Here is a 16,785-nt window from a genome sequence, read left to right as displayed (position 1 = left end):
CGAGCCTCCTCGGGCGGGTACGGGTGACACACGGATGATAGCCGTCGGGCCTGATCGGCCCCCGCACTAGGATCCCACGCATGTTGTTCCGCCGTCGGGTGCCCGCGCGGCCCGATCCCGTGGTCAGCGTTGTGGTCCCGGTCTACGACGTGGCGGCGTACGTCGAGGCGTGCCTGTCCAGCATCGGCGCCCAGCCGGTCGCGGACCACGAGGTGATCGTCGTCGACGACGGGTCTCCCGACGACTCGGTGGCGATCGTGGAGAGGCTGATGCGTCGTGACGGCAGGATCCGGCTGGTCCGCCAGCCGAACGCCGGTCTCGGTGCGGCACGCAACGCCGGGATCGCACAGGCGAGGGGGACCTTCCTGGCCTTCGTCGACAGCGACGACGTGCTGCCCCCCGACGCGTGGAGCGCCATGCTCGCCTCGCTGGAGCGCACCGGGTCGGACTTCGCCGTGGGCTCGGCCGAGCGCGATGACGGCGTACGCCGCTGGACGACCCCGCTGATGGCGCGCAACCACGCCGTGGCGCGCGCGGCGACCGACCTGGAGCAGGCGCCGCTGATGCTCGCGGACGTGTTCGCGTGGAACAAGCTCTACCGGCGGTCGTTCTGGACCTCGGCAGGCCTCCGCTTCCCGGAGGGGACCCGCTACGAGGACCAGCCCGCCCTGACCAGGGCGTTCGTGCAGGCGCGCACCTTCGACGTGCTCACCGAGGTGGTCTACCGGTGGGCGGTCCGCGAGGATCGCTCCTCGATCACCCAGAAGCGCCACGAGCTCGACGACCTCGTGGACCGGCTGGAGACCAAGCGGGACAGCGCCGGGGTGGTGCGCGAGCACGCCGGCCCCGAGGTGGGCCACGTCTTCCACGCCGAGGTCCTGCCCATCGACATGTGGGAGTACTTCCGCGCGGTGCCGGGCTGCGGTGAGGACTACTGGTCGCTGCTGGTCGAGGGCGTCCGGGAGCTGTGGAACGAGGGCACGGTGCCCTTCGAGGACACCCGCGTGCCGGCGCAGCAGCGCCTGATGGGGTGGCTGGTCAGCCACGACAGGCGCGAGGACCTCGAGGCGCTGCTGGCCTGGATCGACGCGAACCGGCCGCTGCCGGTGGCGGGCGGTGAGCTCGACCATCCCTGGCGCGGGCGGCCGGGGGTTCCCGCGTTCCCCGTGTGACCCACACGACGCCACGCCGCCCGGGTGGTTCTGACCGGTGAGCGGGCGACGGTACGTTGGCGGTCGGTGCCTGCGCCGGGACCGCGGTCGACGGTGTGCAGCGCTGCGTGATTTCTCGGGGACCGGAGGACGGATCGAAGTGGAGCGCTCGGCGTGACGGTGACCGGCCAGGACGGCCCGCCCCAGGTGCGGGAAGCCCGACCTACCGAGGGCGGCTCCCGCCCCGCCGCCTCGCCGACCCCGGTGCGCCCGGAGATCCAGGGGCTGCGGGCCGTGGCCGTCCTGCTCGTGGTCGTCTACCACCTCTGGCCGGGCCGCCTGCCGGGCGGCTACATCGGCGTCGACGTCTTCTTCGTCATCTCCGGGTTCCTGATCACCGGCAACCTGGTCCGGGAGGTCCGGCGTACCGGCCGGGTGGCCCTGGCCCAGTTCTGGGCCAAGCGCGTCCGCCGGCTGCTCCCGGCGGCGCTGCTGGTGCTCGCTGCGACGGGCGTGGGCATCTTCTTGTTCGTCCCGCGGCTGCTGTGGCAGCAGTTCTTCAAGGAGATCGGCGCCGCCGTCCTCTACGTGGAGAACTGGTCGCTGGCGCGCGACGCCGTCGACTACCTCGCCTCCTCCAACGAGCCCTCGCCGGTGCAGCACTACTGGACGCTCTCCGCGGAGGAGCAGTTCTACATCGGCTGGCCCCTGCTCGTGCTCGGTGCCGTGCTGCTCGCCAACCTGTTCCGGTGGTCACTGCTCAGGGTCGTCACGGTCACCCTCGCCGTGGCCACCGTGGCCTCTCTCGCGTTCTCGCTGCACCAGACCGTGAACAACCCCTCGGTGGCCTACTTCTCCACGTTCACCCGGGCCTGGGAGTTCGGGGCGGGCGCCCTGCTCGCCTGCCTCGTCGGCAGCCGCACCGTCGCCGCCCCACGGCTGGCCGCCGCCGCGTCCTGGCTCGGCCTGCTGGTGATCGCGGGCGCCGCGCTGGTGCTCTCGCACTCCACCCCGATGCCCGGGACCGCCGCCATCGTGGTGGTGGCCGCCACGGTCGCGGTGCTGTGGGCCGGGAACCCCGAGCTCCCCTGGTCCCCGGGCCGGTTGCTGACCTGGCGTCCGGCGACCTTCCTCGGTGACATCTCCTACTCGATCTACCTGTGGCACTGGCCGCTGATCGTGCTGCTGCCCTACGTCATCGACCGCACCCCGGGCTTCCTCGCGCGGGTGCTGGTCCTGGTGGCCACGATCCTCGCCGCGTGGCTGACCAAGATCCTGGTCGAGGACCCCGTGCGCACCACCCGGAGGCTGCACCTGCGGCGCCCCGGCGTGGCACTGGGGGCGGCAGCGTTGTCGGCGGCGCTGGTGGTCGGCGCGTGCACCGCCGCCTGGTGGGACGTGGAGCACGAGGTACGCCGCTCCGCCGCCCTCGCCCAGTCGCTGACCGAGAAGGCGCCCGCCTGCTTCGGCGCTGCCGCGCGGGACCCGAAGTCGCAGGAGTGCCCGAACCCCGAGCTCGAGGGCAACCTGGTGCCGGCCGTCACGGCCGTGGCCGACGACTACGCGCACTACCCCGACTGCGAGAAGCTGATGACCCAGCGACCGCTGAAGCCGTGCGAGTTCGGTGCGGTCGACGACCCCTCGGTCCCGCACGTCGCCGTGATCGGGGACTCCCACGCCCGAGCGCTGATGCCCGCGCTGGTCGAGCTGGCCGAGAAGCGGGTGCTCTCCCTGCACCTGTTCACCTCGGGCGGCTGCGTCTGGGGCGAGGGTCGTCCCCGGATCTTCGAGAAGTCCCTGCGCGACGCCTGCATCAGCTTCAAGGCCGACCTGGACCCGCTCCTGCGCAGCACCGCGCGCCAGTACGACTTCGTGATCACCACCGGCTGGACCAACAAGACCTCGAAGCCGCTCCGGTCGATGGTGCCGGGGCTGGTGGCCTCGTGGGCGCCGGTCGCTGCGATGAAGGTGCCGATCGTGGCCGTCCGGGACAACCCGAGCGCCGGCGGCGCGACCGAGGACAACCCCAACAACTGCCTCGCGACGGTGGAGATCTCCGAGGCCAACGAGAAGTGCGGCCTGAGCCGCAAGCAGGCCCTGGACCGCTTCGATGACCCCTTCGCCGCCGCGGTCGAGCGCACGCCCGGGGCGCACCTCGTCGACCTGACCCGCTTCTTCTGCGACGAGGACGAGTGCCCGGTGGTGATCGGTGGGGCCAACGTCTACCGCGACAACAGCCACATGACCGTGACCTACGCGCGCACCCTGGCGCCGTACCTCTACCAGGAGCTGCTCGGCACCGGGGTGCTCAAGGCGCGCTGAGCCGGGTCAGCCCAGGGTGGTGATGACGTCGTCGAGGGTGTCGGCGTTGCGGGCGAAGTCGAAGGCCCAGGGCGAGAAGTAGGCCTCGCGGCTCCACCCTCCGCCCGCGGGGTGCTGGATGTCCGGGGTGCTCCAGAAGTAGTGCACCTCGCCCCCGAGCAGGACCGTGTAGAGGTGCTCGTTGCGCGCGGTGTAGGCCTCGTGGTTCAGCAGGATCACCCCCCGGTAGCCACGGGAGTACACGATGTTGAACATCGCGGACCCGCCGAAGCCGGCGATCACCTCGGCCCGGTCGAAGATCGCCGCCTGGGCAGCGATGTCGTGGTTCTCGGGGTAGACGATGTCGAACCCGCGCTCGCTGAAGAAAGCCTCGACCTCACGGGTGTTGCGGCAGGCGCGGTTGGTGGTGATGTCCTGCCGTGAGACGAAGATGCGGCGGCCGCCGCTGCGCTCGAAGCCCTGCACGGGCACGGTGGCCTGGGCGAGCAGCGACTCGCGGACCCGGTCCCAGACACGGGTGATCTCCGGGTGCACGTAGTGGGGCTCCTGGTTGTGCCACATCGGGGTGGCGCCGACCACCGACTCCAGCCGGACGGGCTCGTGGACCCAGCAGATGTCGTCCTCGGAGATGCCGTAGGCACCGAAGATCTGCCGCTCGAGGGCGGGGTCGCGCTCGTCCTCGTAGCGGATGCGGAAGATCGCCTTGAGGTCCGGGATCTGCTTCTTGGCCTCGTCCCAGCCCCACAGGCGACTCATCACCTCGGTGAGCAGGTGCCCGTAGTGACCGGAGTTCTCGGAGTCGAGGTGGTAGTAGCTGCCCTCGAGGGTCCGCTGGGGCCGGTCGCGCGGCCGCGTCCTGGCGAAGTCCCCGTTGACGCTGTGCAGCACGGGGTTCTCCAGGTAGTGGGCCCGGTGGTGCCGGAACGAGTCGGGCAGCGCGGAGTGGCCGGTGACCAGGAGCGCGTTGGAGATCATCGAGATGTCGCCCTGGTAGTGCCGCAGGTGGTGCTCGGGGTAGGTCAGCTTGTCCTCGAGCCAGGGAATCGGCACCGCCGACTCGTGCGAGTGCACCGTGGCAGCACTGGTCAGGGTGCCCCCGGGCAGGCTCAGCAGTTGCTGGACCCGCAGCTGCGGCTCACGCTGGGCGAGGATGCGGTCGGCGTCCTTCTCCCGGACCTTCAGCACGTGGCGCCCGCCCTTGACCACCACGACGTGGTCCGCGTCGACCCTGACCGAGTGCACGGAGGCGCGGCGTCGCCGTTCGGGGGCCTCTCCCGGGAGGTCGGCCGCCTTGAGGCCGGCAGTGCGGGCCATGTCGAGGATCTGGGGAGGCTCGAGGCCGTCGATGGAGCGGCGGCGGTCGACGACGTACAGGCCTCGGCGGCGCAGGTGGAAGAAGATCCGGAACCACAGAGCGTCGTACTCCTCGGCCTCGCGGCGGGCAGCGTCCACGATCACGTCGACCGGGCCGACGAACCGCAGCCACCAGTTGACGGTGTGGACGTCGTCGATCGGGGCCGCGTGGTGCTCCACGCCGAGCTCCTCGAGCCCCCACTCCGGCAGGCCGGTGGGCGAGAGCACGATGACCCGCGCGGGCCAGGGAGGTGCGACCAGCTCGGGGACCGGCGAGTCGGGGTCGTCGTCGGAGACGATCACCACGGTTCGGCGACCGTCGGTCTCGGGGAGCAGGTCGGCGTACCGGGCGTAGAGGCCGGAGCCGGAGGACCCGGTGCTCGCCTCGTCACTGAGGACACCGCTCGCGCGCGTGCGCCACGGGCGGAACAGGGTCACTCGTCGGGTCCTTCGGCAGGTGGGAACACGGGATGCGGGGCCCGAGCATAGCCGCCGGGCGGCACTGTGATGCAGCACACCGAGACGACCATTCCCACCCGGTGGCGCCGGGCGTACGCTCGGTCTGCAGCTACGTGTTCACCGACCGCGAGGTGATCCTCAGCTCCTCACGCCTGCGCGACGCTGCCGCGGAGCTGGGGGTGGAGGTGGGCTTCCTTCCTCATCCGAACCTGCACGATGCCCTGCGTGACGGCACGCTGCCCGAGCACATTCGCAGGTTCACCTTCGACGACGACGTCCAGGAGCTGTTCGCCCGGGCTGCAGTCCTCGTCACGGACTACTCATCCATGGCCTTCAACTCCGCCTGCATCGACCGGGCGGTCGTCTACTACCAGTTCGACCGGGACCGGGTCAGCAGCGGAGGTCACGTCGGCCACGGCGGTGCTGTGAGCGGGTGACCGACGCGGTCCTGGCTTCCGCGCGCAAGCGGCCGGTCGTCCCTGCTCCCTGAGTGGTGCCGGGTCACCACACGGGGGACGAAGGATCACCCACCACGTACCAGACGTCGCAGTGGCGGTCCCAGGTACGGGTGCAGGGTGGCGGCGAAGGTGGCCGTCAGGTGGGAGCCGTCGAAGTAGGTGACCACGCCGCCGGTGACCGCGCCACACCTCTCCTCCTCGCAGATGTGGTCGGTGAGATCGACGAACGTGGCTCGGGGCGACCCGACGCTGCGTACGGCGCTCTCCGACTCGTCCGCGGGCAGCCACTCCTCGCGGGTCCCGTCGCAGGCGGGGAGGTCGTCCGGGTGCTCGGAAAGGCAGTCCGGGATGGACGCGCCCGGGGCGGGGGTGTCGCGAAGCACCAGCACCCGCAGGTCTTCGGAGCCCCACTCGCGCAGCACACTCTCCATCCCGTCGCGGTAGTCCTCGCCGCTGTCCTCGAAGGACTTGCCCTCGGCCGCCACCGAGATGCGGTTCGTGTAGACGACGGCGTCCGGCCCGCTGCGCGCCACGGCGCTGGTGGTCCGTTCCACCCAGGCCAGGCATGCCCTTGTCCCAGCCGGGGTGTCGAAGGACTGCGCGGTGTCAGCGGCAGCGCACTGGGAGGCCAGGTAGGTGGTGACGCGCCACCGGTTCTTCTCGGCGAGACGCTCGAGCGCGGGTAGCCACTGGCCGGCATGGGAGTTGCCGACCAGGGCGATCTCCGTGTCGGCGTCCACGTCACCGAAGGTGCAGCGCACCGAGCGGAACTTCGGGGGGTAGGCGAAGCAGTTCTTGCCGCCCGGGACGTCCTCGTAGGCTCGGGACTTGTCGCCTGCAGCGTCGACGGGGGCCGGCACGATCTTCTCGGAGGGGACCGGGTCGCACCGCTCGGCTGCGTCCAGGGCAGCGGCTCCGAAGCAGGCCCCACCGTCTGCCAGCGCGCGGGCGAGCTCGGCGTCCGAGCGATCCTTGCGCTGGTCCACCTCCAGCTGCTGGAGCCCGGCCAGGGCGAGCACGAGGGCCATCCCGGCAGCGCCGACAAGGAACGGCTTGTACAGGGGACGTCCCCATCCCGGGGTGCGGAACCGGTCCTCGACGTACACCTTGGTCACGTGGGCGAGGACCAAGGTGAGCGCCAGGGCCAGGACCCGGTCGAGGTTGTCCATCGCGTCGCCACGTGCCTGGGGGATCAGCACGATCAGCGGCCAGTGCCACAGGTAGACCGAGTACGAGACGTCCCCGAGCCACTGCATCGGGCGTACGGCGAGGAGCGGCCCGGGGGAGAGCCTGCTCATCGGAGCGTGCGCGCCGATCACGAGTGCGGTGCCGACCACGGGGAGCAGGGCACGCCATCCGGGGAACGGAGTCTCGCCGGTGTAGCTCCACGCGGTCCACGCGATTGCCGCGAAGCCTGCCCACGCCAGCACGACCCGGGTCCGATCGGGGAGCAGTGAGGGGAGGTCACGTCGGCGGCGCACCGCGACCACGACGGCCAGCAGCCCGCCGATCCCGAGCTCCCACATCCGCGTGGGGGTGACGAAGTAGGCCGCAGCGGGGTCGTGGGCGGTGGCCCAGATCGAGTACCCCAGGGACAGGGTGACCAGCGTCGCGAGGCCGCACAGGATCGCGATGTCCGGGTTCCAGCGACGCCTCCTGGCCAGGACGAGGACGGCGAGGATCAGGAGGGGCCAGACGAAGTAGAACTGCTCCTCCACGGAGAGCGACCAGAAGTGCTGGACGGGACTGGGTGCGTTCTCGGCGGCGAGGTAGTCCACCGAGTCCCGGGCCAGCAGCCAGTTGACGACGTAGAGGGTGGCGGCGCGGGCCTGGGAGGCGGTGTTGGCCCACTGGGTGTCCGGGGCGAACAGCCGGGAGAGCACCAGGGTGCTGGTCAGGACGAGCAACGATGCCGGCAGCAGCCGCCGGATCCGGCGGCCCCAGAACCGCGCCAGGTCGCCTCCGCCGGCCGGGGGCCTGTGCATCAGGTGCAGCGTGATCAGGAAGCCGGAGATCACGAAGAAGACGTCGACGCCCGCGAAGCCGCCGGTGAGGCTCGAGGGGACCAGGTGATAGATCACCACCAGTGACACCGCGACGGCGCGGAGCCCCTGGATGTCGGTGCGCAGCGCGTGGCCCCCGCTGGTGCGGCCCTCGGCCCCGTGAGGCGGCCTGCCGGACGTCTTCCCGGACGGATCGCCGACCCCCAGGTCCTCGGGGTTCCTGGTGGTCGCGCTCATCGGGTGGATCGTACTTGGGCCTGCGCCCGCAGGGGCGGCGGTGAGGGCGCGTGGCTGTGACCAAACTAACCCCTCCCCTTCGGTTCCACTGCCCGTCGGCCGGGCGTACGCTCGGTCTGCACCATTCGTGAGTAGTCCGGTACCCGCCAGGGACTGGAACGAAAGGGATGTCGTCTGATGGCTCGAGTCGGAGTTGTGGGCGCCGGTCGTGTCGGCGCCGTCCTGTCCGCGGCGCTGCGCGCCGCGGGTCACGAGGTCGTGGCCGCCGCCGGCGACTCACCTGCCTCCCTGCACCGCATCGCGACGATGCTGCCCGGGGTACCGGTGGCCAAGCCCACCGACGTCGCCCGGTCCAGCGACCTGCTGCTCCTCACGGTCCCCGACGACATGCTCGGCAACGTCGTGACCACCCTCGTGGGGGCCGGCGCGATCCGCGAGGGCCAGGTCGTGTGCCACACCTCGGGCCGTCACGGGCTGGCGGTCCTCGAGCCCGCCACCGCGATCGGGGCGCGCCCCGTCGCGATGCACCCGGCGATGACCTTCACCGGCACCGCCCTGGACCTCGACCGGCTCTCGGGCTGCGTCTTCGGGATGACGGCCGGTGAGGGGGAGCGCGCGTACGCCGAGGCGCTGGTCGCCGACCTCGACGGCATCCCCCTGTGGGTGCCGGAGAGCAAGCGCACGCTCTACCACGCAGGCCTCGCGCACGGCGCGAACCACCTCGTCACCCTGGTCAGCCAGGCGATGGAGCTCCTCGCAGCCTCGGGCGCCGAGGACCCGGCGGCCACGCTGCGGCCGCTGCTGAACGCGGCGCTCGACAACGCGCTGGCCTCCGGCGACGCGGCACTGACCGGTCCCATCGTGCGCGGAGACGTGCTCACCGTGCAGGCGCACCTCGACGACATCACCGAGAACGCGCCCGCCACGATCCCGTCGTACGTCGCGATGGCCAAGGCCACCGCCGAGCGGGCCGTCCTCGACGGCCGGCTGCTGCCCATCCGCGCGGTCCGGCTGGTCGGGATGCTCGACGAGGCGCTGGCGCGCGTCGAGGGGACCGCGCCTGCCGTCGTGCGCCAGCGCACCAGGAGCGACTCGCGATGACGTCCGCCCCTCTCCTCGCGCACAGTCGCGAGGAGCTGCACGACGCCCTGCACCGGTTCGCCGGCGGGGCCACGCCGAGCCCCCGCGTCGCGCTGGTGCCGACCATGGGTGCCCTGCACGCCGGGCACGCCGCGCTCTTCGCCCGCGCGCGGGACGAGGTCGGTGCGCAGGCCCCCGTGGTCGCGTCGATCTTCGTCAACCCGCTCCAGTTCGCCCCCGGTGAGGACCTCGACCGCTACCCGCGCACGTTCGAGTCCGACGTGCAGGTCTGCGCGGAGCGGGGCGTCGACATCGTGTTCGCGCCCTCGGTGGAGGAGGTCTACCCGGGGGGCGACCCCCAGGTCACCGTCGACCCGGGTCCCCTCGCCACGGTGCTGGAGGGCGGCTCGCGCCCGACCCACTTCCACGGGGTGCTCACGGTGGTCGCCAAGCTGTTCGGGCTCGTCCGGCCCGACGTGGCGGTCTTCGGGCAGAAGGACTACCAGCAGCTGGTGCTGATCCGGCGGATGGTCGACGACCTGTGCATGGGCGTGCAGGTGATCGGTGCCGAGACCGTGCGCGAGCCCGACGGCCTGGCGCTGTCCACCCGCAACGGCTACCTCGACGAGGACCAGCGGTGGCGTGCCGCGGCCCTCGCGCGCACCCTGTTCGCCGCGCGCAACGCCGCGCGGTACGGCCCCTCCGCCGCGATCGGCGCCGCGCGCCACGAGCTGCGGCACGCCCGCGGCGTGGACCTCGAGTACCTCGAGCTGCGCGACCCCGACCTGGGACCCGCCCCCGAGAGCGGCCCTGCCCGGCTGCTGATCGCGGCCCGCGTGGGACCCACCCGGCTGATCGACAACGTGGAGCTCGTGCTCGGCCGGGACAGCTGATGACCCTGCTCTGCGCCGACATCGGCAACTCGCACACGGTCCTCGGCCTGCTCGCGGACGGCGTGGTGCTCGACCACTGGCGGGTGGCGACCGACGAGCGTCGTACGGCCGACGAGTGGGCGGTGCTCCTCAGGGGGCTGCTGCGCGAGAGCAACGTCTCCGACGGGCTCAGCGGCATCGCCGTGTGCGCCACGGTGCCCGCGGTGCTGCACGAGTGGCGCGACATGCTGGTGCGCCACTACGGGACGCTGCCCAACGTCGTGGTCGAGCCGGGCGTCCGGACCGGCGTACCCGTGCTGATGGACAACCCGCGCGAGGTCGGCGCCGACCGGGTGGTCAACGCCCTCGCCGCGGCCAGCCTGTACGACGGCCCGGCGATCGTGGTCGACTTCGGCACCGCCACCACCTTCGACGTGGTCAGCCCCCGCGGCGAGTACGTCGGCGGCGCGATCGCCCCCGGCATCGACATCTCCCTGGAGGCGCTGGGCCGCCGCGGCGCCCAGCTGCGCAAGGTAGAGCTGCTCCGCCCCCGCTCGGTGATCGCGAAGAACACCGTCGAGGCCCTCCAGTCCGGCCTGGTCTTCGGCTTCGCCAGCCAGGTGGACGGCATCGTCGCCCGGATGATCGAGGAGCTCGGCGTACAGCCCGAGACCGTGCACGTCATCGCCACCGGCGGCCTCGCCCCCATCGTGGTCGACGAGTGCCGCGTGTTCACCGCCCGCCAGCCCTGGCTCACGCTGCTGGGTCTGGAGCTGGTGTTCGCCCGGAATTCGGGATAGTCCGAGACAGTCCCGCTCCGTTTTGTCCGGTACGACGACGGAAACGTCTCGGACTATCCCGGCAGGGCCGCTGAGCTCGCCGGATCGATCAGGATCTTCGCGTGGCGCTCCGGGTCGGCGAGGGCGTCGAACGCGGCCGCGACCCCGTCGAGGCCGACGGTGCCGGTGATCAGCGGGGTGGGGTCGACCTTGCCGTCCGCGATCATCTGCAGGGTCTCGTGGAACTCGTGGGGCTGGTAGCAGAAGACGAACTTCAGCTCGATCTCCTTGTTGATCGCCATCGCGGGCTGGAAGGTGTCCGGCTCCATGCAGACCCCGACGACGACGACCCGTGCGGCGAGCGGTGCCTCGTTGACGATCTGGTCGATGATCCCCGGGATCCCGACGCACTCGAACACGACCGGTCCGCTCGGGGTGGCTCCGGCAGCCTCGGCGGCGCGCAGCACCTGCCACCACGGCAGCATCGGGACCTTCCGGAGCTTGCCCATCGTGCCGAGGGCGAGGTCGAAGAGCCCGTTCGCGTCGGTGATGTAGCGGCTCTGCTCGAAGCCGGCCCACGGCGAGCCGGCGGCGGGGTCGATCACCACGTCGGCGCCGCACTGCTCGGCGAGCGCACGCCGGCCCGGCGAGAAGTCGCTGGCGATCACGGTGCGTACGCCGCGGGCCTTGAGCATCAGGATCACTGCCAGCCCGATCGGGCCGCAGCCGACCACCACGGCGGTCTCGCGCTTGCGTACGCCGCTGCGTCGTACGGCGTGCCACGCGACCGCCATCGGCTCGGTGAGCGCCGCCGTCTCGGGGGCGAGCCCGTTGGGGACCTCCATGGTCAGGGACTCCTGCACGAGCACGCGTTCGGCGTACCCACCCGGCGCCTGCGCCGAGAGGCCGGTCATCTGCACCTGCTCGCCCATCTGGATCATCGGCAGCGAGACCACGGGCGTCCCCTCCGACCACGGCTTGCGGGTCTTCGGGCCGTAGTCGAGCACCCGGCCGCTGAACTCGTGTCCCATCACCACGGACTGGTGGGGTCGCATCACGTGGTGGTAGCCGATCGCCGCGGCCACGTCGGCGAGCTGGTCGGCGTGCTTGCGGGCGTGCAGGTCGGAGCCGCAGATGCCGGTGCGGACGACCTCGAGCAGCACCTGGCCGGGCCCAGGGACCGGGTCCGGGAGCTCGGCGACCTCGAGCATCGTGTCCTGGCACACAACGGCCTTCATCGTCACGCTCCTGTTGTCCTTGTCGGGTAGGGAGCAAAGTAGCGTGTGCCACATGAATGACCAGCCCGGTGGCGCCCAGTCCGATGCCCAGGCGAAAGCCCCGGAGAATGCGCAGACCGACGCCGCGGGGACCCTCCCGGCGGACGATGTCCCCGAGCAGATGCGGGTACGCCGGGAGAAGCGGCAGCGGCTCCTCGACAAGGGCGTCGCGCCCTACCCGACCACGGTGGAGCGCACCCACACCATCCGCGAGATCCGGGAGAAGTACGACGCCCTGATGGAGTCGGGCGAGCTCGAGCCCGACACGCGCACGGGCGAGCAGGTCGCGATCACCGGCCGGGTCATCTTCCAGCGCAACACCGGCAAGCTCTGCTTCGCCAAGCTGCGCGAGGGCGACGGCTCGGAGATCCAGGCGATGCTCAGCCTCGCCGACGTGGGGGAGGAGTCCCTCGCGGACTACAAGGCGCTCGTCGACATCGGCGACCTGCTGGCCGTGCGCGGCGAGGTGATCACCAGTCGCCGCGGTGAGCTGTCGGTCTCGGTGACCCAGTGGCAGCTCGCGGCCAAGACGCTGCGCCCGCTGCCCAACGAGCACCGGCCGCTCTCCGACGAGGCCCGGATCCGGTTGCGGTACGTCGACATGATGATCCGCCCCGAGGCGCGCGAGATGGTGCGCACCAAGGCCACCGTGCTCAAGAGCCTGCGCAGGACCCTCGACGAGCGTGGCTACACCGAGGTCGAGACCCCGATCCTGCAGCTGACCAACGGCGGCGCCGCGGCTCGCCCGTTCCGCACGCACCTGAACGCACTCGACCAGCCGATGCTGCTGCGGATCGCGCTCGAGCTCGACCTGAAGCGGGCGATGATCGGCGGCGTCGACAAGGTCTACGAGATCGGCCGCACGTTCCGCAACGAAGGGCTCGACTCCACTCACGCCGCCGAGTTCTCGATGCTGGAGGCCTACGAGGCCTACGGCGACCAGTTCACGATGATGGAGCTGACCCGGGCGCTGGTGCTCGACGCCGCGCGGGCCGTGGGCCGCACCGTCGTACCCGGACGGGACGGGTCGCAGATCGATCTGGAGGCCGAATGGCGCCAGGCCTCGATCTTTGACCTGGTCTCCGAGGCCGTGGGTGCCGAGGTGACGGTGGAGACCGACGCGGAAACCCTGCGCGGGTATTCACATACCCACGGTGTGGAACTGCAGCCGAAATGGGGAGCGGCGGAAATTCTCGTCGAGCTCTACGAGCAGCTCGTCGAGGACGACCTGATCAATCCGACCTTCGTGATGGATTACCCCTCGCAGGTCAAGCCGCTGGCGAAGGCGCATCGCGACAAAGCGGGTATCAACGAGGCATGGGACCTGATCATCAACGGCGTCGAGCTGGCGCCGGCGTACTCCGAGCTGAACGACCCTGTCGTGCAGCGTGAACGGCTCCAGGCGCAGTCTGCCCTTGCCGCGCAGGGTGATCCCGAGGCAATGGAGCTCGACGAGGTCTTCCTCAAGGCGATGGAATACGGAATGCCGCCTGCCGGCGGGATGGGGATGGGCATCGATCGCCTGGTCATGCTGCTGACCGGAGCCGGCATTCGGGAGACGATTCTTTTTCCGCTGCTCCGACCTGAGTGAGGGCGCGGTTCTCACATAGTGGTCTGTTAGTGTCGAGTGGGAAACTCTCTCACTCGATTTGTGCAAGGACGGTCAGGAACATGGCTCAAAAAGTCAACATCGTACTCGTGGACGACATCGACCAGAGCGATGCGGAAGAGACGGTCACTTTCGGGTTGGACGGCAAGGAATATGCCATCGACCTGAATAACGAGCACGCACGCTCGCTGCGTGACGCGCTCGCCCCCTATGTCGCCCACGGGCGTCCCGTCGGAGGCCGCAGCGGCCGCCGCACCACCAAGACGGCCGCCAGCGGTGCCGCCCCCTCCGAGATCCGGGCCTGGGCCCGGGACAACGGCTTCGACGTCCCCGAGCGTGGGCGCGTCTCGGCCGAGGTCCGCGAGGCATACGCAGCCGCGCACTGATCCCGAGCTCCACGACGACCACCCCCGCGCGAGTGACGCAGTTCGCTCGCCCGGGGGTGGTCGTGCGTCCGGGCCGGCCGCGAGGCTGAGCCCATGACCGAGATCCTCGCCCGACTGCGTCGCTGGGCCGATGCACCGCAGGTCTTCTTGGTGGTCGCTGCGGCCGCCGCCCTCCTGCTGGCGTTCCTGGAGACCCAGACGCCGCTCGACATCCGCTACCGCTACCTCGGTGACGGTGGCTTCCTGGTCACCGACAAGAACTACGCCGGCTGGGTGCACGCTGCCGTGTCCCTCAGTGGCCTGCTGCTCGCGCTCGCCCCGCTGGCGGCGCTGCGCTCGCTCGTGCTCGGTGTCGTGCTGGTGCTGCCCCGCCTCGTCGCGGGTGGCCTGATGGGGCTCGCGTGGCCCTGGACGGCGTACGCCGCGCTGGTCGCTGTCGCGGTCTGCGGGGCCTGGCGCCGGCCCCGGCTCGCCTGGCTGCTCGCCGCCGTCGCGACCTGCCTGCCGATCGGGGTGATCCTGCTCGACGGCCGGATGATGACCCCCGGCGGCTCCGTGGAGTTCGGGCTGCCCGGCCTGATGGGGGGCGCGTCGTACGACATCCTGGTCTGCACGATGTACGCCCTGGGCACGGCGCTGGTGATGCTGGTGACGATCCTGCTGCGCCGTGAGGCCTCCCGCGAGCGTGGCCTCCTCGAGCTGGTGCGCCGGCGGCGTGAGGTGACCCGCGACGCGGCTGTCCTCGATGAGCGCTCCCGGCTGGCCCGCGACCTGCACGACGTCGTGGCCCACCACGTCTCGCTGATCGCCGTGCGCGCAGAGACGGCGCCGTACACCTGTCCCGATCTCTCACCAGAGGCCAGGCTGGTGCTGGCCGAGATCGCGGAGGACTCCCGCAAGGCGCTCGACGAGCTGCGCGGCGTCCTCGGGGTGCTGCGCCGCTCCGACGGTGCGCCGCACCGGACCCCCCAGCCCACGGCGAGGGACATCAGCCGACTGGTGCTCGACGCGCAGTCGGCCACCGACGTCGTCTCGGCGTCCCTGGAGGGGCTCGACGACGTGCTCGCGACGCCGGGCTACGTCGCCTACCGGGTGGTGCAGGAGGCACTCACGAATGCGCGTCGCCACGCGCCCGGCGTGCCCGTGGACGTGATCGCCCACGGCGACGGGGCCGGCGGGGTGCGGGTGCTGGTCTCCAACCGCGCTCCGGGTGTCCAGGAGCCCGAACCCGGTGGTGGACTGACCGGCATGGCGGAGCGGGTGCGTGCAGTCGGCGGGGAGCTCAAGGCCGGCGTCCGGGACGGGGAGTTCGTGGTCGAGGCCAGGCTCCCGGCGCTGGTCACTGAGCCGGAGCCCTCCGCATGAGGGTCGTGGTCGCCGACGACCAGCCGATCATCTGTGCGGGATTCGCGGCGCTGCTCGACGCGCAGCCGGGACTGGAGGTGGTGGGCACCGCCGCCGACGGCCAGCAGCTGCTGGCGCTGGTCGCCGAGCAGGAGCCGGACGTGGCGCTGGTCGACGTGAGGATGCCGGTGATGGACGGCATCGAGGCCACCCGCGTGATCGCCGCGCAGCACCGTGCGCGCGTGCTGATCCTGACCACGTTCGACCTCGACGAGTACGTCTTCGAGGCCATCCGGGCCGGCGCCAGCGGGTTCCTGCTCAAGGACGTGACCGGGGACCGGCTCGTCGAGGCGGTGCGGATGGTGGGCGAGGGGTCGATGCTGCTCGGCCCCGGCGTCACCCGGCGGCTGGTGGAGGACTTCGGCGTACGCCGGGAGCCCGGCGCGGACCCGCTCGCGGGGCGCTCGCTGACCCCGCGTGAGCGTGAGGTGCTGGTGCTGCTGGGGCGGGGGTGGTCCAACGCGGAGATCGCCGCCTCGATGGTGGTCGCCAACGAGACGGTCAAGAGCCACGTGGCCGAGGTACTGCGCAAGCTGTGCCTGCGGGACCGGGTGCAGGCGGTGGTGTGGTGCTACGAGCACGGACTGGCCCAGCCCGGCGGCCAGCCCGGTGCCCAACCCGGCGTTCAGGCCCGGAACGGCAGCGGTGACCGGAGCGCTGACCTTCTACGCTGACGCGATGGCCACCTCCACCGCGCGCACGGTCTTCGACCCCGGCGATCCCGACGTGAACGCCTACCGGCTGCTCACCGCCCTGGTGGTGCCGCGCCCGATCGCCTGGGTCTCCACGCTGGACGCGCGGGGGCGGGGCAACCTGGCGCCGCACTCCTTCTTCACCGTCGCCAGCGGGCGACCGCCGGTGGTGCTGTTCAGCTCGCTGGGCCACAAGGACACCGTGCGCAACGTCGAGGAGACCGGCGAGTTCGTGATCAGCCACACCTCCGAGGCGCTGCTGGAGCAGGTCAACGCCAGCAGCGCGCCGTTCGACCACGGCGACGACGAGGCCGAGCAGCTCGGGATCGCGATGGAGCCCTCCGACACGGTCGCCCCGCAGCGGGTCGCCGGGTCGCCTGCCTCGATCGAGTGCCGCCTCGAGCGGGTGGTGGAGGTCGGCTCGGCGTACGTCGTGTTCGGGGAGGTCACCGCGATCACCGTGCGCGACGACGTGTTGCGCGACGGTCAACCGGCGATGGACCTGCTCCGGCCGGTCTCCCGCCTCGGCGGCGACGAGTGGGGCCGGCCTCCTGAGGTGTTCCACCTGACCCGCCCCGCCCGCCCCGAGGACGTGCTGTGAGCGGCCACCCGGCCGTGTTCGCTGAGAGCGATAACCACCTGCGCGCGGAACACGTAGGCTGAGGGAAGGGTTTAACCGGCCGTGCGGGTCGCACGCGTCGAC

General features: G+C 71.3%; 14 protein-coding genes. 11 read left to right on the top strand and 3 right to left on the bottom strand.

What is annotated here, in order from left to right; translation table 11 throughout:
- Window positions 1-80 precede the first annotated feature (80 nt).
- Together AC4BGB_RS10390 and AC4BGB_RS10385 are read left to right on the top strand one after the other, a co-directional pair.
- A complete protein-coding gene (locus tag AC4BGB_RS10390) occupies window positions 81-1,172 on the top strand; it encodes a glycosyltransferase family 2 protein (protein WP_490546700.1) in 1,092 nt (363 codons plus the stop codon).
- Between the two features lie 153 nt (window positions 1,173-1,325).
- Window positions 1,326-3,473, top strand: a complete 2,148-nt coding sequence (locus AC4BGB_RS10385; protein WP_490546699.1) for an acyltransferase family protein — start codon at window positions 1,326-1,328, stop codon at window positions 3,471-3,473.
- A 6-nt stretch (window positions 3,474-3,479) separates the two neighbouring features.
- Here AC4BGB_RS10385 and AC4BGB_RS10380 read toward each other — a convergent pair whose 3' ends face one another.
- Window positions 3,480-5,264, bottom strand: coding sequence for a glycosyltransferase family 61 protein (locus AC4BGB_RS10380; RefSeq protein ID WP_490546698.1), 1,785 nt, complete (start codon window positions 5,262-5,264; stop codon window positions 3,480-3,482).
- A 101-nt stretch (window positions 5,265-5,365) separates the two neighbouring features.
- On the opposite strand from AC4BGB_RS10380, the gene AC4BGB_RS10375 reads away from it, so the two are divergent.
- Window positions 5,366-5,722 carry a CDP-glycerol glycerophosphotransferase family protein gene (locus AC4BGB_RS10375; RefSeq protein ID WP_490546697.1) on the top strand — a complete coding sequence of 119 codons (357 nt, stop codon included), beginning with the start codon at window positions 5,366-5,368 and terminating at the stop codon, window positions 5,720-5,722.
- An 86-nt stretch (window positions 5,723-5,808) separates the two neighbouring features.
- On the opposite strand, the gene AC4BGB_RS10370 is transcribed toward AC4BGB_RS10375, so the two are convergent.
- Complete coding sequence (locus AC4BGB_RS10370) at window positions 5,809-7,983, bottom strand: acyltransferase family protein (protein ID WP_490546696.1); 2,175 nt, start codon at window positions 7,981-7,983, stop codon at window positions 5,809-5,811.
- Between the two features lie 195 nt (window positions 7,984-8,178).
- Between AC4BGB_RS10370 and AC4BGB_RS10365 the strand changes: the two genes are divergently transcribed.
- The 3 genes from AC4BGB_RS10365 to AC4BGB_RS10355 are packed head-to-tail and all read left to right on the top strand — an operon-like array spanning window position 8,179 to window position 10,735.
- Entirely contained in the window at window positions 8,179-9,084 is a 906-nt protein-coding gene (locus AC4BGB_RS10365; RefSeq protein WP_490546695.1) for a Rossmann-like and DUF2520 domain-containing protein, read from the top strand.
- Entirely contained in the window at window positions 9,081-9,956 is an 876-nt protein-coding gene (gene panC / locus AC4BGB_RS10360) for a pantoate--beta-alanine ligase (protein WP_490546694.1), read from the top strand. Before AC4BGB_RS10365 ends, panC begins: the two co-directional genes overlap by 4 nt.
- Window positions 9,956-10,735 carry a type III pantothenate kinase gene (locus tag AC4BGB_RS10355; protein ID WP_490546693.1) on the top strand — a complete coding sequence of 260 codons (780 nt, stop codon included), beginning with the start codon at window positions 9,956-9,958 and terminating at the stop codon, window positions 10,733-10,735. The genes panC and AC4BGB_RS10355 overlap by 1 nt, the downstream gene beginning before the upstream one ends.
- A gap of 53 nt (window positions 10,736-10,788) precedes the next feature.
- Here AC4BGB_RS10355 and AC4BGB_RS10350 read toward each other — a convergent pair whose 3' ends face one another.
- A complete protein-coding gene (locus AC4BGB_RS10350) occupies window positions 10,789-11,952 on the bottom strand; it encodes a zinc-binding dehydrogenase (RefSeq protein ID WP_490546692.1) in 1,164 nt (387 codons plus the stop codon).
- Between the two features lie 160 nt (window positions 11,953-12,112).
- Between AC4BGB_RS10350 and lysS the strand changes: the two genes are divergently transcribed.
- The 5 genes from lysS to AC4BGB_RS10325 all read left to right on the top strand — a co-directional run bounded on the left by lysS (window position 12,113) and on the right by AC4BGB_RS10325 (window position 16,683).
- Window positions 12,113-13,582, top strand: a complete 1,470-nt coding sequence (lysS, locus tag AC4BGB_RS10345; RefSeq protein ID WP_490546811.1) for a lysine--tRNA ligase — start codon at window positions 12,113-12,115, stop codon at window positions 13,580-13,582.
- A gap of 80 nt (window positions 13,583-13,662) precedes the next feature.
- On the top strand, window positions 13,663-13,986 hold the full coding sequence (locus AC4BGB_RS10340; protein ID WP_490546691.1) for a histone-like nucleoid-structuring protein Lsr2: 324 nt from the start codon (window positions 13,663-13,665) through the stop codon (window positions 13,984-13,986).
- A 93-nt stretch (window positions 13,987-14,079) separates the two neighbouring features.
- Window positions 14,080-15,351 carry a sensor histidine kinase gene (locus AC4BGB_RS10335; protein ID WP_490546690.1) on the top strand — a complete coding sequence of 424 codons (1,272 nt, stop codon included), beginning with the start codon at window positions 14,080-14,082 and terminating at the stop codon, window positions 15,349-15,351.
- Entirely contained in the window at window positions 15,348-16,064 is a 717-nt protein-coding gene (locus AC4BGB_RS10330; RefSeq protein WP_490546689.1) for a response regulator, read from the top strand. The genes AC4BGB_RS10335 and AC4BGB_RS10330 overlap by 4 nt, the downstream gene beginning before the upstream one ends.
- A gap of 4 nt (window positions 16,065-16,068) precedes the next feature.
- Window positions 16,069-16,683: a flavin reductase family protein gene (locus AC4BGB_RS10325; protein WP_490546688.1), complete on the top strand. Its 615-nt coding sequence runs from the start codon at window positions 16,069-16,071 to the stop codon at window positions 16,681-16,683.
- Window positions 16,684-16,785: the final 102 nt, after the last annotated feature.

It is taken from the genome of Nocardioides sp. Z30_9, assembly GCF_058215735.1.
This window is presented reverse-complemented; position numbering and strand designations above follow the sequence as displayed.